This is a genomic window from Rhizobium albus (assembly GCA_030160035.1).
Classification (GTDB): domain Bacteria; phylum Pseudomonadota; class Alphaproteobacteria; order Rhizobiales; family Rhizobiaceae; genus Georhizobium; species Georhizobium albus.
This window is the reverse complement of sequence record BSNO01000001.1, coordinates 1,267,703-1,289,976: the sequence shown is the minus strand read 5'-3', so window position 1 is coordinate 1,289,976 and position 22,274 is coordinate 1,267,703. Positions and strand designations below refer to the sequence as shown.

The window sequence follows — 22,274 nt, the reverse complement described above, 5'->3', positions numbered from 1 at the left end:
ATTCCCATGGCGCGCCACTCCTTCTTCTGCATCGACGGTCACACCTGCGGCAATCCCGTTCGCGTCGTTGCCGGCGGGGGGCCGCAGCTTCAGGGCGCAACCATGCTGGAGCGGCGCGCGCATTTCATCGCCGAATATGACTGGATCCGCACCGGGTTGATGTTCGAGCCGCGCGGCCACGACATCATGTCCGGCTCGATCCTCTACCCGCCGACTCGGGCGGACTGCGACGTCGCCATCCTCTTCATCGAGACGTCGGGCTGCCTGCCCATGTGCGGCCATGGCACCATCGGCACGGTCACGACGATGATCGAACACGGGCTGGTCAAGCCGAAGACGCCGGGCATCGTAAAGCTCGACACGCCGGCGGGCCTCGTCACCGCAACCTACCGGCAGGAAGGCGACTATGTTGAAGAGGTGCGCATCACCAATGTCGCGTCCTTCCTCCATGCCGAAGGGCTGACGGCGGACGTCGAAGGCCTGGGCGAGATCACGGTGGACGTTGCCTATGGCGGCAATTTCTACGCCATCGTCGAGCCGCAGGCCGCATTTTCCGATGTTGCCGACGTGTCCGTGCAGGACCTGTTGACGTGGAGCCCGCGCCTGCGCGCAGCGCTGAACGCCAAATACGCGTTTCAGCACCCGGAACATGCCGACATCAAGGGCCTGCGCCACGTGCTGTGGGCCGGGGCGGCGCGCGATCCAAAAGCGCATGCGCGCAACGCCGTGTTCTACGGCGAAGCCGCGATCGACCGATCGCCATGCGGCACGGGCACCTCGGCGCGCATGGCGCACTGGGCGGCAAAAGGTCGACTGAAAGCGGGCAACGATTTCATCCACGAATCGATCATCGGCTCCCTCTTCCACGGCCGCGTCGAGAGTGAGACGACCGTCGGCGGCAAGCCGGCGATCATTCCGTCCATCGGCGGCTGGGCGCGCGTTACCGGGCTCAACACGATCTTCATCGACGATCGCGACCCCTACGCACACGGCTTTTCTCTCGCCGCGCTCTAAGACGCCCACATCCTAAGACTTTCGCCGCAGCTCTTCCGACAAAGCCCGCTGCAGCCGCAGATTGCGACTGCGGCACGATGTCGGCCGCGTCCTGAAACGGGTCATTTGGCGTTGCGCCTGCGCTTTTCATCCCATATTGTCCATTTCACATAAGATTAACGGACAAAATAACACGAAATGCAAAGTTTTGCGGACGCGTTTGGCGAGGCCTTTCGGCTGATTGCATCTTTCGATGCCGATCTGCGCGCCATCGTGTTCCTGTCCTTGCAGGTGAGCCTTTCGGCTGTCATCGTCGCCGCGATCATCGGACTGCCGCTCGGTGCATTTCTTGCGGTGTCGCGATTTCCGGGCCGTACTGCCATTGTTGTCGCCATCACGGCGCTCATGGGCCTGCCACCGGTTGTGGTCGGCCTGATCGTCTATCTGCTGCTGTCGAATTCCGGAGCGCTCGGGCCGCTGCAACTGCTGTACACGCCCACTGCGATGATCATCGCGCAGTCACTGCTGATCACGCCCATCATCGCAGCGCTCGCACGGCAGACGATCGAGGATTTGAATGACGAATATCACCAGCAGATGACCCTTTTCGGCCTGACCAGCGGCCAGCGGCTGGTGACGCTGCTGTGGGAGGGGCGATTCTCGCTGATGACCGCGCTGCTCGCCGGCTTCGGACGCGCGATCGCAGAGGTCGGCGCGGTCATCATCGTCGGCGGCAACATCAACCACGTCACCCGCGTCATGACGACGACGATCGCGCTGGAAACCGCGAAGGGCAATCTGGCGCTCGCGCTCGGCCTCGGCATCATCCTGGTTTCGATCGCCATTGCCGTGAACAGCCTGGTCTTCGCGCTGCGTGGAACTGCGGAGCGCGCCGCCTATGCTTGACCGCACCAACACCAAGGCGCTTTCCGCCACCCCCGTTTCGGGCCACAACCTCAAGATCGAACGCAGCGGCAGGCTCCTGCTCGGCGTCGAACAGATCGTCTTCGGCGGTGATGCCGTGACCGCCATCCTCGGCCCCAACGGTGCCGGCAAGTCCATGCTGATCAAGACACTTGCCGGGCTGCAGAAGCCTGACCGGGGTGACGTGTCCTGGAATGGCTCGACGCCCTCGCGCGACGGCTACCGCAAGGTGGGCATGCTGTTGCAGCATCCCGTGCTGTTTCGCCGTTCGGCGATCGCCAACGTGATCTATGCGCTGAAGCAGGCTGGCCAAGGCACCCGTGACGCCCAGGCGCTCGCGCACGAAGCGCTCGACCAGGCGGGCCTCTCCGCTATTGCCGATACCTCGGCGCGCCTTCTCTCCGGCGGTGAAAAGCAACGTCTGGCCATGGCCCGCGCGCTGGCGCTCAAGCCTGAAATCCTTTTCCTGGATGAGCCGACGGCGAGCCTCGATCCCGCCTCGACGCTGCGCATCGAGGAGATGATCGGCGCCGCTGCGAAGGTCGGCACGATCATCGTGCTCGTCACCCATGACATGGCGCAGGCGCGGCGGCTCTCCGAGCGCGTGCTTCTGATGCATCGCGGCCGGATCATCGAGGCTGGCCGCACCGCCGACTTTTTCGATCGTCCGAATACGCCGGAAGCGCGCGCCTTCGCGGCCGGCGAAATCCTTCTCTAACCGACACGAAAAATCCAACGGGAGAAACGACCCATGACCAGACTGACACTGCTATCCGCGGGCGTGGCCTTCACGCTCGCCGCCGCACCGGCTCTCGCCCAGGAAGGTGACTTCATCATCGTCCAGTCGACGACTTCGACCGAAGCGTCCGGCCTTTACCAGCATCTGCTGCCGATCTTCCAGGAAGAAGCAGGCATCGAGGTTCGCGTCGTTGCGGTCGGCACCGGCCAGGCGATCAACAACGCCGAAAACTGTGATGGCGACGTTCTGCTGGTGCATGCAACGGCGCAGGAAGAAGCCTTCGTCGAGGCTGGCTTCGGTGTTTCGCGCGAACCGTTGATGTACAACGACTTCGTCATCGTCGGCCCTGCCGCTGATCCCGCCGGCGTCGCCGGTTCGACCGACGTTGTCGATGCGCTAACCAAGATCGCTGAAAGCGAAGCCATTTTCGCATCTCGCGGCGACGATTCCGGCACGCACAGCAAGGAACTGGAGCTTTGGGAAGTGGCCGGCATCGATGTCGCGGCCGTCAGCGGCAGCTGGTATCGCGAAACCGGCTCCGGAATGGGAGAGACGCTCAACACCGGTATCGGCATGGGCGGCTACGTGCTGACCGACCGCGCGACGTGGATCAACTACGGCAACAAGGGCGAATACACCGTTGCCGTCGAAGGCGACGAAGCGATGTTCAACCCTTACGGCATCATTCTCGTGAGCCCCGAGCACTGCGAAAACGTCAAGGCGGAAGCCGGCCAGACCTTCATCGACTGGATGCTTTCGGATGCAGGCCAGCAGGCGATCGAAGACTACAAGATCGACGGCCAGCAGTTGTTCTTCCCGGACGCCGATGAGAGCCAGAGCTGATCTCTCGATCTCTGAAATCAGACACCCGGACGCGATGAGCGCGCGGGTGTCGATCCACGCCGCCGGCAGCCTGAAGGCTGTCATCGGCGAAATTGCAGCGGCCTATGGCGCGGCGAACGAAACGCAGGTCACCACCCGTTTCGGCGCATCCGGTTTGCTCCGCCAGCGCATCGAGACCGGGCAACGGCCCGACCTCTTCTTCTCCGCCGATCTTCATCACCCGTCGCAACTGTACGAAGCCGGCCTGGCCAGGCCGCCGCGCGCGATCGTCGGCAACACGCTCTGCCTCATCCTGCGCGCCGGGCTGACGCTTGAGCCGGACACACTCCTCGATGCCCTGCTGGAGCGCGAACTGACGATCGGCATGTCGACGCCCGGAGACGATCCTTCCGGCGATTATGCGCTCGAGTTCTTCCGCCGATGCGATGCACTGCGGCCCGGAAGCTTCGACCATTTGAGCGAGAGAGCCCGACAGCTGACCGGCAGTGCGGACAAGCCGAAGGCGCCCGGCGGCCGCAATCTCTACGCCTGGCTGATGGCAAGGCCCGCAGCCGATGGTTTCTTCACCTATCGAACGAATGCGATCATCGCTTTGCAAGAAGAGCCATCGTTGAGCTTTGTCGATCTGCCGGGAAATCTGGCGGTCGGCGCAACCTATGGCCTTGCGCTGCTCAAGGGCGCTGGAGATGCGGCAGAGCGCTTCGCCGAGCACTTGTCGAGCAGGAGCGCCGGCGACATTTTCGAGCGCCATGGGTTCACGCAGCTGGGAGAGCCGCAGCCATGACGATCACGACAAAACTTGCTGCCGTAATTCTCGCGTCTCTCCTCTTCATGCCGATCGCTCATGCGCGCACGATCACCGACAGCGCGGGGCGCGTGGTCGAAATTCCGGACGAGATTCAGCGCGTCTATGCCGCCGGACCGCCGGCCATGGTGCTGCTCTATGCGTTGCGCCCCGAGGTGATGACTGGTTGGCCACGCCGGCCCTACCCGGAAGAAATGCCCTATATCGCCGAGCCCTATCGCGATCTGCCCGAGACGGGCCGGCTGACGGGACGCGGCGGGGAAGCCAATCTGGAGGTGGTGCTGTCGATCGAGCCCGATCTCATTCTCGATTTCGGTTCCGTCACGGGTACTTATGTGTCGCTCGCCGATCGCGTGCAGCAGCAGACCGGCATCCCCTATCTCCTGATCGACGGACGGTTCGAGAACACCGCGGAGGCTTTGCGCCTTGTTGGGGAAGCGCTGGGCGTGCCCGAGCGTGGCTTGGAACTGGCCACTTATGTGGAGGAGACCTTCGCCGATATCGACCGGGTTCTGACCGAGGTGCCGGTAGAGGAGCGTCCGCGCACTTATCTCGCCCGAGGACCCGATGGGCTCGAAACCGGCTTGCTGGGTTCGATCAACACCGAGATCATCGAGCGTGCCGGTGGGCGCAACGTCGCTGATCCCGGCAACGGCCAGCGCGGCCTGGTGCAGGCCTCGATGGAGCAGGTGCTTGCCGCAAATCCCGATACGATCATCAGATGGGACCGCAATTTTTACGCAGCCGTCTGGTCCGATCCGCTGTGGCAAAGCATTGACGCCGTGCGCAGCGAGCGCGTTTTCCTGAGCCCGACGGCACCGTTCGGCTGGATCGACCGACCGCCTTCGATCAACCGCATCATCGGCCTGAAATGGCTCAGCGGACTTTTCTACCCGGACCGGATCGACTTCGACATTCGCGAGGACACGCGCGCCTTCTACGAGCTCTTCTACCACGTGACGCTTTCGGAGGCGGAGCTGGACACGCTGGTCGAATGGTCGGATGGCCGTCCACCGACCTCACCGCGCTGACATGGGGCGGCACCTGATCTTTCAACGCGATAGCCTCACCTGCAGAATCAGTGTTTCAAGTGGCGACAGGACATGACCAGCAGTCGATTGACGGCGCCGTTGCTCCTGCTCGCTCTCGGCATCGTCGCGTTGGCGCTCTTCGCCATGACGATCGGCGCATACCGGTTGGACCTCGCCGACATTCTCGCCGTCGTCCTTGGACAGGCCGTATCGGACTCGCAGGCTGGGATCGTCATCTGGTCGATCCGGCTACCACGCGTGCTCGGCGCGCTCGCACTCGGCGCCTGCCTGGCGGCGGCCGGCGCGGTCTACCAGCAGATCTTCCGCAACCCGCTCGTCTCGCCCGATATTCTCGGCGTCTCGGCTGGCGCGGGGCTCGGTGCCGTCATCGGCATCTTCCTGTCGCTCCCGGTCATCGGCATCCAGATGCTCGCCTTTGTCGGCGGCCTCGCGGCCGTGGGTGCGGTCATGGGGCTGGCGGCCGGCATCCGGCGGCAGGACACGGTGCTCGTGCTGGTGCTTGCCGGCGTGGTGATCGGCGCGCTGGCCGGTTCGGCGACGTCGCTGTTGAAGGTGCTTGCTGATCCCTATGACCAGCTGCCCGCCATCACCTTCTGGCTGCTCGGCAGTCTCGCGGCGACTGCCGGCAGCGACATCATGGCGGCCCTGCCTTTCGCGATGGTGGCGCTCGTGCCTCTGGTTCTCTTGCGCCACAAGGTCGATGTCCTTGCGATGGGCGACGAGGAGGCCCGTGCGCTCGGCGTCGACACCGGCCGCATCCGCATCATCCTGATCGTCGCGGCGACCTTGATCACCGCGTCAGTCGTCTCCTTTGCGGGCGTCGTCGGCTGGGTCGGGCTCATCATCCCGCATTTCGCGCGCATGCTGGTCGGCCCGAGCTTTCACCGCCTGCTGCCGACAGCGATCCTGATCGGCGCAGGTTTCATGCTGATCGTCGACACGATCGCCCGCACCATCGCGGTGAAGGAAGTACCGCTCGGCATCCTGACCGCCGTCATCGGGGCACCGGTCTTCGTCTATCTGCTGGCGCGCGGACGGAGGGCATGGTCGTGACCCTGCTCTGCGCCGAGCGCCTTGCCATCGGCTACGGCCGGACGCAGATCGCGTCGGGTATCGATCTCACCATCAGTGCCGGTACGATCACATGCCTGCTCGGGCCGAATGGCTGCGGAAAGACGACCTTGCTGAAGACGCTGATCGGCCTCATTCCGCCGCTCGCCGGATCGGTGACGGTCGATCATGCGCCAATTACGAGCCTTTCGGCGACGGAGAAGGCGCGCCGCATCGCCTATGTCCCGCAGCAACACGCACCGCCCTTCCCCTTCACCGTCGGTGACGTGGTGATGATGGGCCGGCAGGCGCATCTCGGTCTTTTTGCCGCACCGGGCAAGCGCGACCGCGAACGGGTCGTAGCGGTGCTTGGACACATCGGGATGAAGCATCTTCTCGATGCCGATTACTCGCGCCTGTCAGGTGGCCAGCGCCAGATGGTCCTGATCGCTCGCGCCCTTGCGCAGGACACGACGCTACTGGTGCTGGATGAGCCGACAGCGAGCCTTGATTTCGGCAATCAGGCGCTGATCCTCGCCGAGACCGCACGGCTGGCGCGGGCGGGCTTCACGATCCTCATGTCAACGCACGACCCGGACCATGCATTTGCGGTTGCGGACGATGTGATCCTCATGAAGGATGGGGCCATTCTTGCCCGGGGCGCGCCACGCGAAACGCTGACGGCAGAGGCGCTTCGAAACGTCTATGGCGTGGAGATCGCGGTGGAGACGCTCGCAAGCGGCACGACGATCGCCGTGCCGCAAATTCAAGGGGTCAGTCGACGCCGAGGATGATGTCGGAGGATTTGACAATCGCGGTGACTGTCTTGCCTTCGGACAGATTGAGATCGTCGATCGCCTCGACCGTGATGGTGGAGGTGATGTGGTGTCCGCCGCCGATGTCGATCTTCACCTTGCCGGCAACGGCACCCCGGGTGATTTCGACGATCTTGCCTTCGAACACGTTGCGTGCGCTGAGTTTCATGCCTGGTCCTTTCAAGGGCCGTTGTAGTGAATGGCTCCTGTTTGGGAAACATCATATCCGCCAAGCTGTTCCGCACGTTCCTGAAACTGCGGTGTGCGGCTGAAGGCGAAGAGCTTTTGCAAGCTCGGCCCGCAGAAATCCCGTCGCCAGGCAAGGAGGTCGAACCGCTCTTCGGTGATCGGCACGAAGGCGAGCTTGTGCTGGCGTGCGACGGCCGCGATCCCGAAGCCGAGATCCGCGTCGCCCTGCGCGACCGATTGGGCGAGATCCGTCTGGTTGCGCGCCACATCGGGCAGCAGGGTAAACTGGCCGGGCGCAAGACCCGCCTCGGCGAGCAGCAGCTGGAACAGATCCTGGCTTCCGGCACCCTCCTGGCGAAAGACCACGCGTCGCCCGGCGATATCGGCGATCGAACGGATGGCTGCTTCATGCTCGGGTTTGATGATCAGGCCCTGGCTGCGCTTCGCCCATTCGACGAGCACGACCGGTTCGTGGTGCATGTCAAGCGAGATGCGGCGTTCATTGGCATTCGAGCTCGCTTCCTGCTCGGGCGTCCGGTGGAAATGGATGCCCGCGGCAACCGCCTGCCCCGCCTTCATGCGCTTCAGCCCGTCGGCCGAGCCGTCGTAATAGGTGGCAAGTTCGCTGCCGGAGGCGCGCAGCGCCCAATCGAGAAGCGGATCGTGGCTGCCCGCGACCACGGCTGGATGGTCGCGCAGTGCCGATAGTTCTGCGCCGTAATCGGTGTTCTTTCGCAGCCACGCCATCAGCGCATCACGCGGGAAGATCAGCTTTCCCGTTACCTTGGTAACCGGCAGAACGCCTTCCGAGGTCAGATCATAGAGCTTGCGCTCCTTGATCCTCAGAAGGTCCGCAACTTCCTTGACGGTGAGAAAATCGTGCATGGTTGTGCAACATAACGGCATGACCATCGGCTGCAAGCAGTTTGGTCAGCCAAAGCGTCGCATTTCATGCCGGAGCAGAAGCTGGCACGCCGAAAGACGCGCCAGCCAGTATCGCCGTCTCTTACTGCGTGGCTTCTTCGATCAGCGTGCGGGCACGATCGACGATCGCCTGACCGTCCAGGCCGCGGCCGTCCATCTCGGCGATCCAGCTGTCGACGACAGGCTGCGATGCCTCGACCCAACGTGCGACCTCTGCCTCGTCCAGCACGATGATCTCATTGCCGGCTTCCTCGGCAATCGCGCGGGCCGGTGCATCATATTCCTGCATCGTCTTGCCGGCGAGAGCGGAGAATTCCAGCCCGCTGTTCTCGTCGATCACGGCCTTCAGGTCATCCGGGAGGCTGTCGTATTTAGCCTGGTTCATGGCGAGCACGAAGGTCGCGACGTAGAACGCCTGCGTGCCGGCGAACTCCGTGTGGCTGTCGACGAGCTCCGAAAGACGCAGGGACGGCGTCACTTCCCACGGCACGACGGCGCCATCGATGACACCCTTGGACAACGACTCCGGAATGGCCGGAACCGGCATGCCGATCGGCGCAGCACCCATCTGCTCGAGGAGCTGCGTGATCATGCGGGTCGGCGCGCGCAGCTTCAGGTCCGCCATGTCTTCAAGTGAGCGCACACCATCGCCCTTCACATGGACGAGGCCCGGGCCATGCACCCAGGTACCGAGGATCTTGATGCCGGCGAAGTCGGTATCCTGCATGTTCTCTTCGAAAAGCTGCCAGTAAGCGCGCGATGTCGCCTCGGCGTCGGAGGAGAAGAACGGCAGTTCGAACACTTCCGCCTGCGGGAAGCGGCCCGGTGTGGAGCCCGGCAGCGTCCAGACGATATCCACCACGCCGTCACGCGCCTGGTCGATGAGCTGCGGAGGCGTGCCACCAAGTGCCATCGCCGAATACATCTCGATCGCGATGCGGCCGTCGGACGCTTCCTGAACGCGCTCGATCCACGGCTTCAGCACGTAGGCCGGTACGTTCGCCTGCTCAGGCAGGAACTGGTGCAGCCGCAACGTCACTTCCTGTGCTGAGGCGATGCCTGCCGAGAGAAGCGCGCTGCAGGCAACGAGGCCGCCTGCGAGCAGGCTGCGAATGCGTGTGGTCCGTGTCATAGTCCATATCCTCCCTGGCGCGGTACTCCCAATGCCCGCGCTCGTCGTTGGACATAAGCAGGCACTGAGCGCCATGCCAACAGCCTAAGACCATCATGGGGCAGGATTTTTGGTGCATGACGTGCACAGCGCGCCAATCCTTGCCGCTGGTTACTTGTCCCTTCGGGTAAGACTGTTATGCACGGTGGCATGAGATTGCAGGCAGAGCGAACGCAGCGATGATGGCTCTTTACGAAATGCCGGGTCACCTGATCCGGCGCATGAACCAGATTTCCGTCGCGACTTTCCTGCAGGAAGCACAGACGGCCGGCTTCGACCTGACGCCGGTTCAGTTTGCGGCGATCTATGCGATCGCCCGGAACGAAGGCATCGACCAGGCGACGCTGTCCAGCCTGATCGCCTATGATCGCGTGACGATCGGCGGGGTGGTCGACCGGCTGCTGACGAAGGGCCTGATAAGGCGCGAAGTCAGCGAAAAGGACCGACGGGCGCGCGAACTTTACCTGACCGAGAAGGGCCGAGACCTTCTGGAGGCGATGATGCCTGCGGTCCAGAAGGTCCAGGAGCGGATGTTGGAAGGCCTGAGCGCGGAGGAGCGCGCAAGCCTTGTCGCCCTGCTGAAAAAGGCGACGGCCGGCGCGAGTGCGGGATCGTCCGGCGTGCAGAATGAGGGGGAGTGAAGACGCATGGCTGAGGACATTCCACCGCGCAGCAACGTCATCCAGTGGCAGAAAACCACGCTCAATCGGGCGGATCATGCGCGGCTGATGGGGCAGAAGCCGGCGGTTCTCTGGTTCACGGGCCTGTCCGCCTCTGGCAAATCGACCATCGCCAATCTGGTGCAAGTCCGGCTGCACCAGGCCGGCATCAAGACCTTCCTGCTCGATGGCGACAATCTGCGCCACGGCTTGAGCAGCGACCTTGGATTTTCCGCATCCGACCGCGTGGAAAACATGCGGCGGGTGAGCGAGGTCGCGCGCTTGATGAGCGACGCCGGACTGATCGTGCTCGTCGCCTTCATCTCTCCGTTCGGATCGGAACGCGAAGCAGCAAGGGCGCGCATGGCCGATGGCGAGTTCATCGAGATTTTCGTCGACACGTCGTTTGAGGAATGCGCACGCCGTGACCCGAAAGGCCTCTACCGCAGGGCACTGGCCGGTGAACTCTCAAACTTCACCGGCCTCGATTCGCCCTATGAAGCACCCTCGTCTCCGGACATTCACCTCAAGACGGCCCTCACCGGCGCCGAGGCGCTGGCCGACGAGGTCGTCGATCACCTGAAGAACCAGGGCCTGGTGCCCCATGGGTGAGACGAAGGATATCGATCACGCGGCGGTGCTTGCCACCATGCGCGAAGCTGCGCAGGCGGCAGGCACGGTTCTGGTCAGCATCTTTGCGCAGGGCTACGAAATTCGCAGCAAATCCGATGGCTCCCCCGTGACCGAGGCCGATACGGCTGCGGAATTACTGATCCTGGCGGACCTGCGCGCGCACTTTCCCGAGATCCCGATTGTCGCCGAAGAGGCAGCGGCTGCGGGCGTTCTGCCGGCGGACCTCGGGCAGCGGTTTTTTCTTGTCGATCCCTTGGATGGCACGCGCGAATTCGTGTCCGGTCGCGCGGAATTCACCGTCAACATCGCCTTGATCGAACATGGCAGCCCGACGGTGGGCGTGGTCGTCGCGCCGGCCCTTGGGCAGACCTATTACGGCTCCGACGCAGGCGCCTATCATGTGGATGACAAAGCCGAGCGGACGACGCAGTTGATGGCGACGTCAAGTAGCGACGGTCCTGTCGCGGTGGCGAGCCGGTCGCATCGCGATCCGGACACCAACGCCTATCTCGCCCGTCGCGATATCACGAACTGCGTCAGCATCGGTTCGTCACTGAAATTCTGCCTCCTCGCGGAAGGCAAGGCTGATATCTACCCGCGCTTTTCCCGCACCATGGAGTGGGACACGGCAGCCGGCGATGCCGTGCTGCGCGCGGCCGGCGGGCGGACAACGCTTGCCGATGAAGTCACGCCCCTCACCTATGGCAAGCGCCCCGAAAAACGCGAGGACGACCCGCAAGGCTTCACGGCCCCCTTCGCCAACCCGCCCTTCATCGCGTTTGGCCGGGGACGCCCGGCTAGAATTTAGCCGATGTGATCGATGAGGATCATCGTGCCGAGCGCGCAGAGCACGACACCGGCAGCCATTTCCGCAAAGCGGCCGAATCGGTTGCCGATCGCTTTGCCGAGCAGCACGCCCGCCGTCGACATTACGAAGGTCGCCATGCCGATGCCGGCGGAGACGACCAGGATCCCGGCAAGATCCACGTCGATGAAGGCGAGCGACAGCCCGACGGCCATGGCGTCGAGGCTTGTTCCGAAGGCTGTCGCGATGAGGACGAGCGACGAGCCGGAGGCCGCGCGCTCGGCGCCCTCACCTTCTTCCTGGCTGAAGGCATTGTGGATCATGTGGATGCCGACCAGTCCGAGCAGGCCGAAGGCCAGCCAGTGATCCACATGGGCCACCCAGTCACTTGCAGCGATGCCGGCAAGCCAGCCGAGAAACGGCGTTAGCGCCTCGACCAGACCAAACACGGCCCCGATACGCAGCGCACGCCCCAATTGGGCGCGATCGAGCACGGTACCTCGCCCCACCGCGACGGCAAACGCGTCGACGGACATGGAGACGGACAGGAAGAAAACAGCTGCTGGAGACATGTGCAGAACCAGAGACGGATCGAAGATCGGGGGAACGTGCCGCCCGTCCGCCAACGGTCAGTCATACCCACGGTCTTGCCGGGCCGGCATTGCCGGCTGAACGCGCCACGCCATGAGGGCGATCGTGTTGACGCGCCCCCAAATCGCTTGGTGGCTACTCCCCGATGGCCCGAAGTAAAAAGCGCAGGAGAAAATGTCAATAAAAATCATATATTTAAATGAATTTGAGAGGCATTTGCAGAAGCCCGCAATGACGCGCGCTTGCCGCAGCCGCATCCAACCTCGATTCGCAACCCCACCTGACGAAAGCGTGGGGAAAGAATGTCGCGTCCGTTTTGATCGTACATGCACCAATGGCGGAGTCGTGCGCGCTCGGGTTTGGCGCTAACATCAGCGCAACTCACCTTCAGCCAGGTGAGCCATTTGCGGGAGGAATATCATGTGCCAGGTTTTTGCGGGCCAGGAGCCAGCGCGCTACGAATATGTGACGCGCAGGCTTCGGTTGAACGGCCAGAGCACCAGCATCCGGCTTGAACGTGCCTTTTGGGCCATCATCGACGAGATCGCCGCGCGCGATGGTTCGACGACGCCGGCTTTCGTATCGAAACTGCATTCGGAAGTTCTGGAACTGCGTGGCGAGCCGGAAAATTTCACGTCCCTGCTGCGCTGCGCATGCCTGATCGAAATGGATCGACGCACGCCGATGCAGACCAAGGCCGCCGCGGCAGCTTAAAAAGTCGGCGTAGTAGCATTCTACTACCTGAAGGGTCGTCCCTCCTTCCAGACTTCGATCATTGAATCGGAAGAAGGAGGGAAGCCAGAGTGGCTAAAGCCATACACAGCATGATCCGCGTACTCGACGAGGCGCGGTCCGTAGCATTTTACGATCAGGCCTTCGGGCTGAAGGTGGCCGATCGTCTCGATTTCGAAAGCTTCACGCTGGTCTACATGTCGAATGACGAGACCGGCTTCGAGCTGGAACTGACCGTCAACAAGGGCCGCACCGAGCCCTATGACCTCGGCGATGGCTACGGCCACCTCGCCTTTTCGGTCGACGACCTGGAAGCCGAGCACAAGCGCTTGACCAATGCGGGCCTCTCGCCCCGCAAGCTGGTCGATTTCGCGCCTGCCGGCGAGGTCATCGCACGCTTCTTTTTCATTTCCGATCCGGATGGATACCAGATCGAGGTGCTGAAACGCGGCGGTCGCTACCTGTAGCGCCGCGCATTCGCCGGCTGCCGCGACGAGGAGTGGAGCCTCGGACCGTCAGCCAGAATTTTGAGGGAGGACTGACATGACTGAGACATTATCGAAAACCGGCATGACCCGGCGCGAGCTTCTCGCTCGCTCCGTGGCTGTCGGCGCGACATTCGTCGTCGGCGCAGACTTCGTCGCCGGCAACGGTGCCGCATGGGCCATGGAAACGACGGCGGTGAAGCCCGAAAGCATGGCGACACTGATCCAGATGGCACGTGACATTTACCCGCACGACCATCTCGCAGACCATTTCTACGCAACCGCCGTCAAGGGCTACGACACCGCCGACAGCTCCCAGGAAATCGAAGACGGCATCGCCGCATTGGACGCCGCCGCGCGCGGCAAGGGCCATGCGGACTACCTGTCGATCGGCTGGGAACGCGACCGCGTCGAGGTGCTGCGAGGCATGGAGGAGAGTGCCTTCTTCCAGAAGATCCGGGGCGGTCTCGTCACCGGTCTCTACAACCAGAAGGAAGTATGGCCGCTCTTCGGTTACGAGGGCGAGTCCTACAGCCAGGGCGGCTACGTGTCGCGCGGCTTTGACGACATCAACTGGCTGTAGGGAGGAGGCGCACCATGGTTGCGAAATTTGATCTCAACGACGATTCCGTCGTCGTCATCGTGGGCACCGGCGCCGGCGGCGGCGTGCTCGCAAACGAACTCGCCCAAAAGGGCGTCAAGGTCGTGGCACTGGAGGCCGGCGGACGCCACCTGCCGGAAGATTATCTCAATGACGAGTGGGATGCCTTCGGCCAGCTCTCCTGGCTCGATGCCCGCACCACCAGCGGCGACTGGCGCGTCGCCAAGGATTTTTCGGGCCTGCCGGCCTGGATCGTGAAGGCGGTCGGCGGCACCACCATTCACTGGGCCGGCGCGTCGCTGCGCTTCCAGCCGCATGAATGGAAGGCGCTGACCAATTACGGCCGCGTCGACGGGGCAAACCTGCTCGACTGGCCGATCGACGCCGACGAAATGGCGCCGTGGTACGATCAGGCGGAAGAAAAGCTCGGCGTGACGCGCACCGGCAATCGCCCCGGTCTGCCCGGCAACAACAACTACAAGGTCTTTGAAAAAGGCGCGCTCGCGCTTGGCTACAAGGAAGTCCACACCGGGCGCATGGCGATCCAGACCCGCGATGACGGCGATCGCACGCCCTGCCAGCAGACCGGCTTCTGCTTCCAGGGCTGCAAATGGGGCGCTAAATGGTCGGCCGCCTACACCGAAATCCCGGCCGGTGAAGCCACGGGCAATCTCGAAGTGCGCGACCGGTCGCACGTCATCAAGATCGAGCATGACGATAGCGGCAAGGTCACCGGCGTGGTCTATGCCGACAAGGACGGAAACCAGCACCTGCAGAAGGCCCGTCTGGTCGCCGTCGCCGGCAACACGATCGAAAGCCCGCGCCTGCTTTTGAACTCCGCCTCCAACATGTTCCCGGATGGCCTTGCCAACTCGTCCGGCCAGGTCGGCCGCAACTACATGCGTCACGTCACCGGATCGGTCTATGCCGTGTTCGACAAACCAGTGCGCATGTGGCGCGGCACGACGATGGCCGGGATCGTCCAGGACGAGGCGCGCCACGATCCATCACGCGGCTTCGTCGGCGGTTACGAGTTGGAAACCCTGTCGCTCGGCCTGCCCTTCATGGCAGCCTTCCTGGATCCGGGTGGCTGGGGCCGTTCGTTCACCTCCGCACTCGACCAATACGAAAACATGGCCGGCATGTGGATCGTGGGCGAGGACATGCCGCAGGAAACGAACCGCATCACCCTCAATTCAGAGGTGAAGGACCAGTACGGCCTGCCGGCTCCGAACGTTCATTTCTCAGACCACCCGAACGATGTGGCCATGCGCGATCATGCCTACAAACAGGGGATCGAGATGTACAAGGCGGTCGGTGCGACCCGGGCTTTCCCGACGCCGCCTTACCCCTCCACGCACAATCTCGGCACCAACCGCATGTCGGAGAATGCGCGGGACGGCGTGGTCAACAAGTGGGGCCAGACCCACGACATCCCGAACCTGTTCATCTCGGACGGTTCGCAATTCACGACGGGCGCGGCTGAAAACCCGACCCTGACAATCGTGGCGCTGGCAATCCGCCAGGCCGATCACATCGCCAAGGAACTCAGCGCCGGCAACATCTAGAGCTTCTCCTCCTGCGCAAGGCCGCCAGCAAACGGCCTTGCGCACCTTTTTTTGATCTGCACCGGAAAAGTCTGCTGCAACCGCAAAGGCTTTTGGGCGTTGCACCACTCGACAGTTCATTTTTTGCTAAAGTACCGCGCATCTCCGTGCGAAGTGCTTTTATGAGCAAGGAGCTTGCGGTGGTTCGATCTCTGGATGCTTTGAAAGAGCAGTTCATCGAGCGTTTGCACAGCGACCGGAATGCCCTGGGCGCCATCGCAAAAAGTCACCCCGTCACGTCCCACACTCGGCACCGTGAGATCGCAAAGCTCGCTCATGGGATTGCTGGCGCAGGCGGCTTCTTCGGCTTCGACCACCTCAGCCGCCGTGCGTCTGAGATGGAAGCGACCCTCGAGGCTGAAAGCACCGAAGCCGAACAGCGCGAAGCCCTGTCCTCACTGATCCGCGAGCTCGATGCGGCGATCGCGCAGATGAAAAAAGAACGCGCGCTATGACGGCCGGCGAGCGTTAGCTCAGCTCCCCTTCCGAAGGCTTTTCACTCAAGTTCAGCTCGACCCGTCGACCCAAAGGCGGGATGCCCGGACGCGCGCTCGATCGATCGCGATAGATCGCGGCGCGGCCGAGCATCATGAGGGTGACGGGCGTGGTGATCGTAACGAAGGCGGCGAGCAGCAATTCGTGGACCAGGGGACGCCCGCCGCCCACCAGAAAGAAGATCATCGAGCCGACGGCCATGCCGCCCGTGCCCCAGCTGGTGGCAAGCGTCGGCGCGTGAATTCGATCATAGAAACTCTTGAGCCGCACGATGCCGATGGCGCCGATCAGCGTCAGGAGCGATCCGATGACCAGGAAGCTTGAAACCAGGATCGCGGCCCAGAGCGGATATTCGACGAGATCGACCGTCATTCGATGACCTCCCCGCGCATCAGGAACTTGGCGAGCGACACGGTTGCGACGAAGCCCAGCATGCCGATGATGAGCGCCGCTTCGAAGAAGATCGCGTTGCCGGTGCGCACGCCGAAGACCAGCAATTGCAGCATGGCGCAGACATAGAGCATGTCGAGCGCGAGAATGCGGTCCTGTGCGCGCGGACCGATGAAGAGACGGTAGGCCACCAGCATCATCGCCAAGGCGAGGATGATCTGCGAAAACCAGACCGCGACCGTGAGAATGACGACGCTCATTCGAATATCTCCAGGAGAAGCCGCTCATACCGGTTGGAGATGAGATCCAGCCAATGCGATTCATCCTTAAGGTCGAAGACGTGGATGATCAGCGTGCCTTGGGCGGCATTGTAATCGAGCCAGGCGGTTCCCGGCGTGCTCGTGAGCACGATGGACAACACCGCGAGCGAAGACGGGTTCTTGAGACGGATCGGCACAGTCATGAAGCCGGATTTGCGGTCGAGCCTTTTGCCGAACAGGATGAGCCGGGCGACATCATAGTTGGACCGCAGGATGTCCACGAAGACCACGCGCGCAAGCGTGACGATGGCACCGACGCGCTTGACCCGGGTGCTCTTTTCACCGAGCGCCTTCAAGGTAAGCGCGCTGCCTGTGCTCACGATGAGTGCCAGCACCGTATGACCGGGCGTTGCCCCGGCAAGCGCGATCCACATGACGAACAGTCCAAGCGTCATGACCGGGTAAGGGAAGATCCTGCTCATTCTTCACCTCCAGCGTATGGCGGCACGCGTTCGGCACCGAGCACGGCATCGAGATAGCCGTTGGGAATGTGGAGATCATTGGCTGTGGCCGCCATGAGATCCACCGCGGGTCCGGCATAGACCGACAGAAGCACGATCACCCCGAGGAGGAACAGGACAGGCGCCACCTCCACGATCGACACCCTCGGCGTGAACGGCTCGACCGGCGCCCAGAAGGTCCGAATCCCAGCGCGCGACAGGGCGATCAGTGCCGTCAGCCCCGAGAAGATGAGCAAGGCCGCAAGCCCGAGGCGCATGGTCACGGCCTCGGACATCGCCTGCGCCCCCGGCCCGATGACGGAATGCAGAATGGCGAACTTGGCGAGGAAGCCCGCAAGCGGCGGAAGGCCGATCAGCACCATGGCCAGGATACCGAAGCCGGCGCCGAGGATCGCAGCTGCCTGTGGCATGGGCCGACCGATCTCCTCCTCCGCCGTGTCGAACTGGCTGGTCTCGCCAAAGGCTTCCATGGTGACGAAGAGCATCGCCGACAATGGATCCTGGTCGCGCTCCAAGAGTTCGGCAAGCAGGAAGAGCGCGCCCGTCGCAAGCGTGGAGGTGACGAGGTAATAAAGCGCACCCGTGGTGCTCGCAGGCTCCGAGAGGCCGAGCGTCGCGAGGATCGTGCCGGACGAAACCATGACGAGATAGGCCGTCGCGGTGCGGATCGACTGCGTTGCCAAGAGACCGATCGATGCGAAGACGAGTGTGGCTGCGCCACCAATGAAGATGACGAGCGATCCGAAGACCTCGCCTTCCGCCGGCACCAGAAGCGACAGCCGGATCAGCGCATAGATGCCGACCTTGCTGAGGATCGCCATGATGGCTGCGACCGGCCCCGCAGATGCGGAATAGGCCGGCACCAACCAGTTCCCGAGCGGCCACATCGCCGCCTTCACCAGGAACGCGAGGCCAAGCATCGAGAGCCCGACATGCAGACCAGGCGTCGCAAAACCCTCAAGCTCCGCAGCACGCATGGAGATTTCGGCCATGTTCAGGCTGCCGGTCGCGCCGAATACCATCGCGATGCCGATCAGGAAAACGAGCGACGCGGCGAGATTGATGGCGATGTAGTGCAGCCCCGCCTTCACGCGCGCCGGTCCCGACCCGTGCAGCACCAGCCCGTAGGACGCGGCCAGCATGACCTCGAAGAACACGAACAGGTTGAACAGGTCACCCGTCAGGAAGGCACCGTTGATGCCGACCAGCATGAACTGGAACATCGAATGGAAGTGCGGCCCCGCCTTGTCCCAGCGAGCGGTGGCGAAGACGAGCGCCGGGATCGCGAGCAGCGAGCCAAGCACCAGCATGATGCTCGACAGCCGGTCGGCGATCAGGTTGATCGCGATCGGTGCCGGCCAGTTGCCCAGCAGGTAGACGAGCGCCGTCGCGTCGTCCGACCCATGCACCCCGACCAAGAGGGTGAGCCCGATCGCAAGCTGTGCGACGACCGAAAGGATCGCGAGTGACGTCTTCAGCCGGCGCTCGCGGTCGTCGAAGAACAGCAGCAAGGCGCCGACGATGAGCGGCAGGATGATCGGTGCGACGATCAATTGGGGGAACTGCCCGGTCATCGCTCGCCCTCCCGGCCATCCACATGGTCCGTGCCGGTGAGGCCCCGCGAAGCGATCAGCACGACCAGAAACAGTGCGGTCGTGGCAAAGCTGATGACGATCGCGGTGAGAACGAGCGCCTGCGGAAGCGGATCTGTAAAGGCCGCCGGATCGATGGCGTCCTCCCCCGGCAGCACGGGCGGCGCGTTGACCCGCAGTCGGCCCATGCCGAAGATGAAGAGGTTGACGCCATAGGACAGAAGCGCGAGCCCCATGACGACCTGATAGGTGCGCGGCCGCAGGATGAGCCAGACGCCCGAAGCACCGAGCACGCCGATGGCGAATGCAATGACGAATTCCATCAGCTTTCTCCCTGCTCGACCGCAGCCCGCTCGGCCACCGCCCGATCTGGCCGCGCTTTCGGTGCACGCAGCGACTGGTGGGCGATGGCGACCAGCATCAGGACGGTTGCGCCGACCACCAGGCTGAAGACGCCAAGATCGAAGAACAGGGCCGAGGCCGTCGGCACGCCGCCGATGAAGGGAACCTCCGTGTACTGGAAGTAGGATGTGAGGAACGGGTAGCCGACCGTGAGCGAGCCAAGCCCCGTCGCCGTCGCCGCCAGCAGCCCGAAGCCGATCCACTGGACGGGACGAATGCGCAGGCGCTCTTCCACCCAGCGCGTGCCACCGGCGAGATACTGCAGAAGGAAGCCGATCGCCATCGCGACGCCTGCCGCAAAGCCGCCGCCCGGCAGGTCGTGACCGCGCAGGAACAGGTAGGCCGCCAGAAGCGTGATCGCGGCGAACATCCAGCGCATGATGACCGACGGCACGAGCAGGTAGTCTTTCAGCGTCTCGCCCACCTCGCGATCGCGCTGGATGCTGTCATACTCGTTCTGTTCGCGCTGCTGATACGGCAGTTCGGAATTGTCCTCCGCCGGCCGGAAACGGCGCAGCAGTGCAAAGACCGTCAGCGCGACGACGGCCAGCACGACGATCTCGCCAAGCGTATCGAAGCCGCGGAAATCGACGAGGATGACGTTGACGACGTTGGTGCCACCGCCTTCGCTATAGGCATGCTGCAGATAGTAGTCGCCAACGGACGGCGGCAGCGGCGTCATCATCATGTAATAGGCGAGCAGCGCCATGCCCGCACCGGCGATGACGGCGATGAAGAAGTCGCGCCCGCGCCGCAGCCGAACCCAGAAGCCATGCCGCTCGATCTGATCGTCGCGCTTCGGCAGCCAGCGAAGCCCGAGAAGGATGAGCACGGTGGTGACGATCTCGACCAGAAGCTGCGTCACGCCGAGATCAGGCGCCGAGAGCCAGACGAAGGTGATGCAGGTGACGAGGCCCGCAACGCCCAGAAAGATGAGCGCGGCAAGCCGGTGGAATTTTGCCTGATACGCGGCAGCGACCGCGCAGCCTCCGCCAACCAGCCACATCATGGCGAGCACCGGGTCGACGCCGGAGATGGTCAGTTGCGGCGCAAGATGCCGCGCACCCCACATGGCCCACACGCCGGCAAGAATTGCCGCCACCACGATCAACCGCAGCTGCGGTTGAAGCCGCCGCGTGCCCAAGAAGCGCTCCGCCACACGCGCCCAGCGCCAGCTGACGGCGACGAGAATGCGCTCGAAGATGCGCTGCCCCTTGAGGCGACGGAAAATCGGCGGCCCCTCTTCGCACCAGTCGAGATAGGATTTCAGCGCCATGTAGAGAACGATGCCGCCCAAGAGAGCGACGATACTCATCGCAAGTGGCAGGTTGAAGCCGTGCCAGATAGACAGGCTGTAGACAGGCGTCGCGTCGCCCAGCACCGAGACCACCGCCGTGTCGAGATAGGAGCCGATGCTCAGGCCCGGAATGGTGCCGACGACGAGGCAGGCCAGGACGAGAAGCTCGATCGGCAAGCGCATCCAGCGCGGCGGCTCGTGCGGAACCTTGGGCAGGTCGCTTGCGCGCGGGCCGAAGAAGACCGTGTGGATCAGGCGGATCGAATAGGTGACGGCGAATGCTGCGGCAATGGTCGCCACATAGGGCGTAACCGTGTCGAGCACCGATGCACGGTGCTGCTCGAGTGTTTCGGCGAAAAACATTTCCTTCGACAGGAAGCCGTTGAGAAGCGGCACCCCGGCCATGGCCGCGCTTGCGACCATGGCAAGTGTCGCCGTGATCGGCAGGAAACTGAAGAGCCCGCTCAATCGCCGCATGTCGCGCGTGCCGGCCTCGTGGTCGATGATGCCGGCCGCCATGAAGAGCGACGCCTTGAAGGTCGCGTGGTTGACCATGTGGAAGATGGCCGCAACGGCTGCGAGCGGGCTGCCGAGGCTCAGAAGCGTCGTGACCAGCCCGAGATGGCTAATGGTCGAATAGGCGAGCAGGCCTTTGAGATCATGCTGGAAGATGGCGAAGTAGGCGCCGATCAAAAGCGTGCTGAGGCCCGCGAAGCCGACGATGAAAAACCACGCATCGGTACCGGAAAGCACCGGCCAGAACCGCGTGAGCAGGAAGACGCCCGCCTTTACCATCGTCGCGGAGTGGAGATAGGCCGAAACCGGTGTCGGCGCGGCCATCGCATTCGGCAGCCAGAAATGGAACGGAAACTGCGCGCTCTTCGTCAGCGCGCCGGCGAGGATGAGGAGCAAGGTCGGCAGATAGAGATCGCTCGCGCGGATCAGGTCGCCGGACTGCAGCACCACATCAAGATCGTAGCTGCCGACGATCTGGCCGAGCAGCACCATGCCGGCCAGCAGGCACAGACCGCCCGCTCCGGTGATCGTCAGCGCCATGCGCGCACCGTCGCGCGCCGCCTGGTTATGGTGCCAGTAGCCGATCAGGAGGAACGAGAAGATGCTCGTCAGCTCCCAGAACACCGCGAGCAGGATGATGTTGCCGGAAACCACGAGCCCCTGCATCGCCCCCATGAATGCCAGCAGAAGGGCGTAGAAGCGAACGACCGGATCCTTGGGCGACATGTAGTAGCGCGCGTAAAGGATCACGAGGGCGCCGATGCCCGTGATCAGCATGGAGAACATCCAGGCGAAACCATCGAGCCGCAGCGTGAGCGAGAGACCGAGATGCGGTACCCACTCCACCTGATGGCGCACGACCATGCCGTCGGTCACTGACGAATAGGCACTGATCGCAATGCCGAAACAGGCAAGTGCCATGGCACCGGCCAGCCAATTGGCCGCACTGCGCGAATGGCTCGGCAACAAAGCCGTCAGCAGGCTTCCGAGAAACGGAAGACCGACGAGCAGGATGAGCCATTCACTAGACCACATGGAGACGTACCGGAACTGACGCTTGAAGTGGGGCGGGTAAACGCATCGAACAGGAAGCCTAACGGTTGCAACCGCCGCGTGAAAGCGAGGGTCCTTGGCTCCTGCATGCACGTTTCATGTGCCATTCGAAGAAAGAGGCCAAGCCGGC

General features: G+C 63.2%; 25 protein-coding genes and 1 pseudogene. 16 read left to right on the top strand and 10 right to left on the bottom strand.

The window, feature by feature from the left end; genetic code table 11:
- Window positions 1–6: 6 nt before the first annotated feature.
- From QQL76_RS06195 to QQL76_RS06160, 8 genes are all read left to right on the top strand, one after another.
- Complete coding sequence (locus tag QQL76_RS06195; RefSeq protein ID WP_499206833.1) at window positions 7–1,014, top strand: 4-hydroxyproline epimerase; 1,008 nt, start codon at window positions 7–9, stop codon at window positions 1,012–1,014.
- A 177-nt stretch (window positions 1,015–1,191) separates the two neighbouring features.
- Window positions 1,192–1,899, top strand: a complete 708-nt coding sequence (locus QQL76_RS06190; RefSeq protein ID WP_499206832.1) for an ABC transporter permease — start codon at window positions 1,192–1,194, stop codon at window positions 1,897–1,899.
- Window positions 1,892–2,635, top strand: coding sequence for an energy-coupling factor ABC transporter ATP-binding protein (locus tag QQL76_RS06185; protein WP_499206831.1), 744 nt, complete (start codon window positions 1,892–1,894; stop codon window positions 2,633–2,635). Before QQL76_RS06190 ends, QQL76_RS06185 begins: the two co-directional genes overlap by 8 nt.
- A 33-nt stretch (window positions 2,636–2,668) precedes the next feature.
- A complete protein-coding gene (locus QQL76_RS06180; protein ID WP_499206830.1) occupies window positions 2,669–3,499 on the top strand; it encodes an ABC transporter substrate-binding protein in 831 nt (276 codons plus the stop codon).
- Window positions 3,483–4,283: a substrate-binding domain-containing protein gene (locus tag QQL76_RS06175; protein WP_499206829.1), complete on the top strand. Its 801-nt coding sequence runs from the start codon at window positions 3,483–3,485 to the stop codon at window positions 4,281–4,283. Before QQL76_RS06180 ends, QQL76_RS06175 begins: the two co-directional genes overlap by 17 nt.
- Window positions 4,280–5,335 carry an iron ABC transporter substrate-binding protein gene (locus QQL76_RS06170; protein WP_499206828.1) on the top strand — a complete coding sequence of 352 codons (1,056 nt, stop codon included), beginning with the start codon at window positions 4,280–4,282 and terminating at the stop codon, window positions 5,333–5,335. The genes QQL76_RS06175 and QQL76_RS06170 overlap by 4 nt, the downstream gene beginning before the upstream one ends.
- Before the next feature lie 72 nt (window positions 5,336–5,407).
- Complete coding sequence (locus QQL76_RS06165; protein WP_499206827.1) at window positions 5,408–6,409, top strand: FecCD family ABC transporter permease; 1,002 nt, start codon at window positions 5,408–5,410, stop codon at window positions 6,407–6,409.
- Entirely contained in the window at window positions 6,400–7,200 is an 801-nt protein-coding gene (locus tag QQL76_RS06160; RefSeq protein WP_499206826.1) for an ABC transporter ATP-binding protein, read from the top strand. Before QQL76_RS06165 ends, QQL76_RS06160 begins: the two co-directional genes overlap by 10 nt.
- Here QQL76_RS06160 and QQL76_RS06155 read toward each other — a convergent pair.
- The 3 genes from QQL76_RS06155 to QQL76_RS06145 form a co-directional block, all read right to left on the bottom strand.
- Window positions 7,181–7,390, bottom strand: a complete 210-nt coding sequence (locus QQL76_RS06155) for a TOBE domain-containing protein (RefSeq protein WP_499206825.1) — start codon at window positions 7,388–7,390, stop codon at window positions 7,181–7,183. The genes QQL76_RS06160 and QQL76_RS06155 overlap by 20 nt on opposite strands.
- 11 nt (window positions 7,391–7,401) lie before the next feature.
- Entirely contained in the window at window positions 7,402–8,295 is an 894-nt protein-coding gene (locus tag QQL76_RS06150) for a substrate-binding domain-containing protein (RefSeq protein WP_499206824.1), read from the bottom strand.
- A 121-nt stretch (window positions 8,296–8,416) separates the two neighbouring features.
- A complete protein-coding gene (locus tag QQL76_RS06145; RefSeq protein WP_499206823.1) occupies window positions 8,417–9,466 on the bottom strand; it encodes a TRAP transporter substrate-binding protein in 1,050 nt (349 codons plus the stop codon).
- A 218-nt stretch (window positions 9,467–9,684) separates the two neighbouring features.
- Between QQL76_RS06145 and QQL76_RS06140 the strand changes: the two genes are divergently transcribed.
- The 3 genes and pseudogenes from QQL76_RS06140 (at window position 9,685) to cysQ (ending at window position 11,605) form a co-directional block, all read left to right on the top strand.
- Complete coding sequence (locus tag QQL76_RS06140; protein ID WP_499206822.1) at window positions 9,685–10,146, top strand: MarR family winged helix-turn-helix transcriptional regulator; 462 nt, start codon at window positions 9,685–9,687, stop codon at window positions 10,144–10,146.
- 27 nt (window positions 10,147–10,173) lie between these two features.
- A pseudogene (cysC, locus tag QQL76_RS06135) lies at window positions 10,174–10,776 on the top strand (adenylyl-sulfate kinase); the annotation flags it as partial.
- The gene (cysQ, locus tag QQL76_RS06130; RefSeq protein WP_499206821.1) at window positions 10,769–11,605 is read left to right on the top strand and encodes a 3'(2'),5'-bisphosphate nucleotidase CysQ family protein; all 837 of its coding nucleotides are present in this window, start codon (window positions 10,769–10,771) and stop codon (window positions 11,603–11,605) included. The pseudogene cysC and the gene cysQ, both read left to right, overlap by 8 nt.
- Here cysQ and QQL76_RS06125 read toward each other — a convergent pair.
- Complete coding sequence (locus QQL76_RS06125) at window positions 11,602–12,174, bottom strand: manganese efflux pump MntP (protein WP_499206820.1); 573 nt, start codon at window positions 12,172–12,174, stop codon at window positions 11,602–11,604. The two genes, cysQ and QQL76_RS06125, sit on opposite strands and share 4 nt — an antisense overlap.
- A 439-nt stretch (window positions 12,175–12,613) precedes the next feature.
- On the opposite strand from QQL76_RS06125, the gene QQL76_RS06120 reads away from it, so the two are divergent.
- The 5 genes from QQL76_RS06120 to QQL76_RS06100 all read left to right on the top strand — a co-directional run bounded on the left by QQL76_RS06120 (window position 12,614) and on the right by QQL76_RS06100 (window position 16,073).
- Window positions 12,614–12,907, top strand: a complete 294-nt coding sequence (locus QQL76_RS06120) for a ribbon-helix-helix domain-containing protein (protein ID WP_499206819.1) — start codon at window positions 12,614–12,616, stop codon at window positions 12,905–12,907.
- Between the two features lie 89 nt (window positions 12,908–12,996).
- Window positions 12,997–13,392, top strand: coding sequence for a VOC family protein (locus QQL76_RS06115; protein WP_499206818.1), 396 nt, complete (start codon window positions 12,997–12,999; stop codon window positions 13,390–13,392).
- A 76-nt stretch (window positions 13,393–13,468) separates the two neighbouring features.
- Complete coding sequence (locus tag QQL76_RS06110) at window positions 13,469–13,993, top strand: Twin-arginine translocation pathway signal (RefSeq protein ID WP_499206817.1); 525 nt, start codon at window positions 13,469–13,471, stop codon at window positions 13,991–13,993.
- A gap of 14 nt (window positions 13,994–14,007) precedes the next feature.
- Complete coding sequence (locus QQL76_RS06105) at window positions 14,008–15,579, top strand: GMC family oxidoreductase (protein WP_499206816.1); 1,572 nt, start codon at window positions 14,008–14,010, stop codon at window positions 15,577–15,579.
- 161 nt (window positions 15,580–15,740) lie between these two features.
- Window positions 15,741–16,073: an Hpt domain-containing protein gene (locus QQL76_RS06100; protein WP_499206815.1), complete on the top strand. Its 333-nt coding sequence runs from the start codon at window positions 15,741–15,743 to the stop codon at window positions 16,071–16,073.
- 13 nt (window positions 16,074–16,086) lie between these two features.
- Here QQL76_RS06100 and mnhG read toward each other — a convergent pair whose 3' ends face one another.
- Genes mnhG through QQL76_RS06070 form a run of 6 tightly spaced genes read right to left on the bottom strand, consistent with a single transcriptional unit; the run spans window position 16,087 to window position 22,126 of the window.
- The gene (mnhG, locus tag QQL76_RS06095) at window positions 16,087–16,485 is read right to left on the bottom strand and encodes a cation:proton antiporter (RefSeq protein ID WP_499206814.1); all 399 of its coding nucleotides are present in this window, start codon (window positions 16,483–16,485) and stop codon (window positions 16,087–16,089) included.
- A complete protein-coding gene (locus QQL76_RS06090; RefSeq protein ID WP_126009890.1) occupies window positions 16,482–16,763 on the bottom strand; it encodes a K+/H+ antiporter subunit F in 282 nt (93 codons plus the stop codon). Before QQL76_RS06090 ends, mnhG begins: the two co-directional genes overlap by 4 nt.
- A complete protein-coding gene (locus tag QQL76_RS06085; RefSeq protein ID WP_499206813.1) occupies window positions 16,760–17,245 on the bottom strand; it encodes a Na+/H+ antiporter subunit E in 486 nt (161 codons plus the stop codon). Before QQL76_RS06085 ends, QQL76_RS06090 begins: the two co-directional genes overlap by 4 nt.
- Window positions 17,242–18,858: a monovalent cation/H+ antiporter subunit D gene (locus QQL76_RS06080; protein ID WP_499206812.1), complete on the bottom strand. Its 1,617-nt coding sequence runs from the start codon at window positions 18,856–18,858 to the stop codon at window positions 17,242–17,244. Before QQL76_RS06080 ends, QQL76_RS06085 begins: the two co-directional genes overlap by 4 nt.
- The gene (locus QQL76_RS06075) at window positions 18,855–19,199 is read right to left on the bottom strand and encodes a cation:proton antiporter subunit C (RefSeq protein ID WP_499206811.1); all 345 of its coding nucleotides are present in this window, start codon (window positions 19,197–19,199) and stop codon (window positions 18,855–18,857) included. The genes QQL76_RS06080 and QQL76_RS06075 overlap by 4 nt, the downstream gene beginning before the upstream one ends.
- Window positions 19,199–22,126, bottom strand: coding sequence for a monovalent cation/H+ antiporter subunit A (locus tag QQL76_RS06070; RefSeq protein WP_499206810.1), 2,928 nt, complete (start codon window positions 22,124–22,126; stop codon window positions 19,199–19,201). The genes QQL76_RS06075 and QQL76_RS06070 overlap by 1 nt, the downstream gene beginning before the upstream one ends.
- Window positions 22,127–22,274: the final 148 nt, after the last annotated feature.

Coding starts and splice junctions, on each gene's coding strand:
- QQL76_RS06140 (WP_499206822.1), top strand. CDS start 9,685: ATGATGGCTCTTTACGAAATGCCGGGTCACCTGATCCGGCGCATGAAC.
- QQL76_RS06165 (WP_499206827.1), top strand. CDS start 5,408: ATGACCAGCAGTCGATTGACGGCGCCGTTGCTCCTGCTCGCTCTCGGC.
- QQL76_RS06090 (WP_126009890.1), bottom strand. CDS start 16,763: ATGAGCGTCGTCATTCTCACGGTCGCGGTCTGGTTTTCGCAGATCATC.
- QQL76_RS06110 (WP_499206817.1), top strand. CDS start 13,469: ATGACTGAGACATTATCGAAAACCGGCATGACCCGGCGCGAGCTTCTC.
- QQL76_RS06170 (WP_499206828.1), top strand. CDS start 4,280: ATGACGATCACGACAAAACTTGCTGCCGTAATTCTCGCGTCTCTCCTC.
- QQL76_RS06085 (WP_499206813.1), bottom strand. CDS start 17,245: ATGAGCAGGATCTTCCCTTACCCGGTCATGACGCTTGGACTGTTCGTC.
- QQL76_RS06105 (WP_499206816.1), top strand. CDS start 14,008: ATGGTTGCGAAATTTGATCTCAACGACGATTCCGTCGTCGTCATCGTG.
- QQL76_RS06150 (WP_499206824.1), bottom strand. CDS start 8,295: ATGCACGATTTTCTCACCGTCAAGGAAGTTGCGGACCTTCTGAGGATC.
- QQL76_RS06100 (WP_499206815.1), top strand. CDS start 15,741: ATGAGCAAGGAGCTTGCGGTGGTTCGATCTCTGGATGCTTTGAAAGAG.
- QQL76_RS06075 (WP_499206811.1), bottom strand. CDS start 19,199: ATGGAATTCGTCATTGCATTCGCCATCGGCGTGCTCGGTGCTTCGGGC.
- cysQ (WP_499206821.1), top strand. CDS start 10,769: ATGGGTGAGACGAAGGATATCGATCACGCGGCGGTGCTTGCCACCATG.
- QQL76_RS06190 (WP_499206832.1), top strand. CDS start 1,192: ATGCAAAGTTTTGCGGACGCGTTTGGCGAGGCCTTTCGGCTGATTGCA.
- mnhG (WP_499206814.1), bottom strand. CDS start 16,485: ATGACGGTCGATCTCGTCGAATATCCGCTCTGGGCCGCGATCCTGGTT.
- QQL76_RS06195 (WP_499206833.1), top strand. CDS start 7: ATGGCGCGCCACTCCTTCTTCTGCATCGACGGTCACACCTGCGGCAAT.
- QQL76_RS06145 (WP_499206823.1), bottom strand. CDS start 9,466: ATGACACGGACCACACGCATTCGCAGCCTGCTCGCAGGCGGCCTCGTT.
- QQL76_RS06180 (WP_499206830.1), top strand. CDS start 2,669: ATGACCAGACTGACACTGCTATCCGCGGGCGTGGCCTTCACGCTCGCC.
- QQL76_RS06120 (WP_499206819.1), top strand. CDS start 12,614: ATGTGCCAGGTTTTTGCGGGCCAGGAGCCAGCGCGCTACGAATATGTG.
- QQL76_RS06080 (WP_499206812.1), bottom strand. CDS start 18,858: ATGACCGGGCAGTTCCCCCAATTGATCGTCGCACCGATCATCCTGCCG.
- QQL76_RS06160 (WP_499206826.1), top strand. CDS start 6,400: ATGGTCGTGACCCTGCTCTGCGCCGAGCGCCTTGCCATCGGCTACGGC.
- QQL76_RS06070 (WP_499206810.1), bottom strand. CDS start 22,126: ATGTGGTCTAGTGAATGGCTCATCCTGCTCGTCGGTCTTCCGTTTCTC.
- QQL76_RS06125 (WP_499206820.1), bottom strand. CDS start 12,174: ATGTCTCCAGCAGCTGTTTTCTTCCTGTCCGTCTCCATGTCCGTCGAC.
- QQL76_RS06155 (WP_499206825.1), bottom strand. CDS start 7,390: ATGAAACTCAGCGCACGCAACGTGTTCGAAGGCAAGATCGTCGAAATC.
- QQL76_RS06185 (WP_499206831.1), top strand. CDS start 1,892: ATGCTTGACCGCACCAACACCAAGGCGCTTTCCGCCACCCCCGTTTCG.
- QQL76_RS06175 (WP_499206829.1), top strand. CDS start 3,483: ATGAGAGCCAGAGCTGATCTCTCGATCTCTGAAATCAGACACCCGGAC.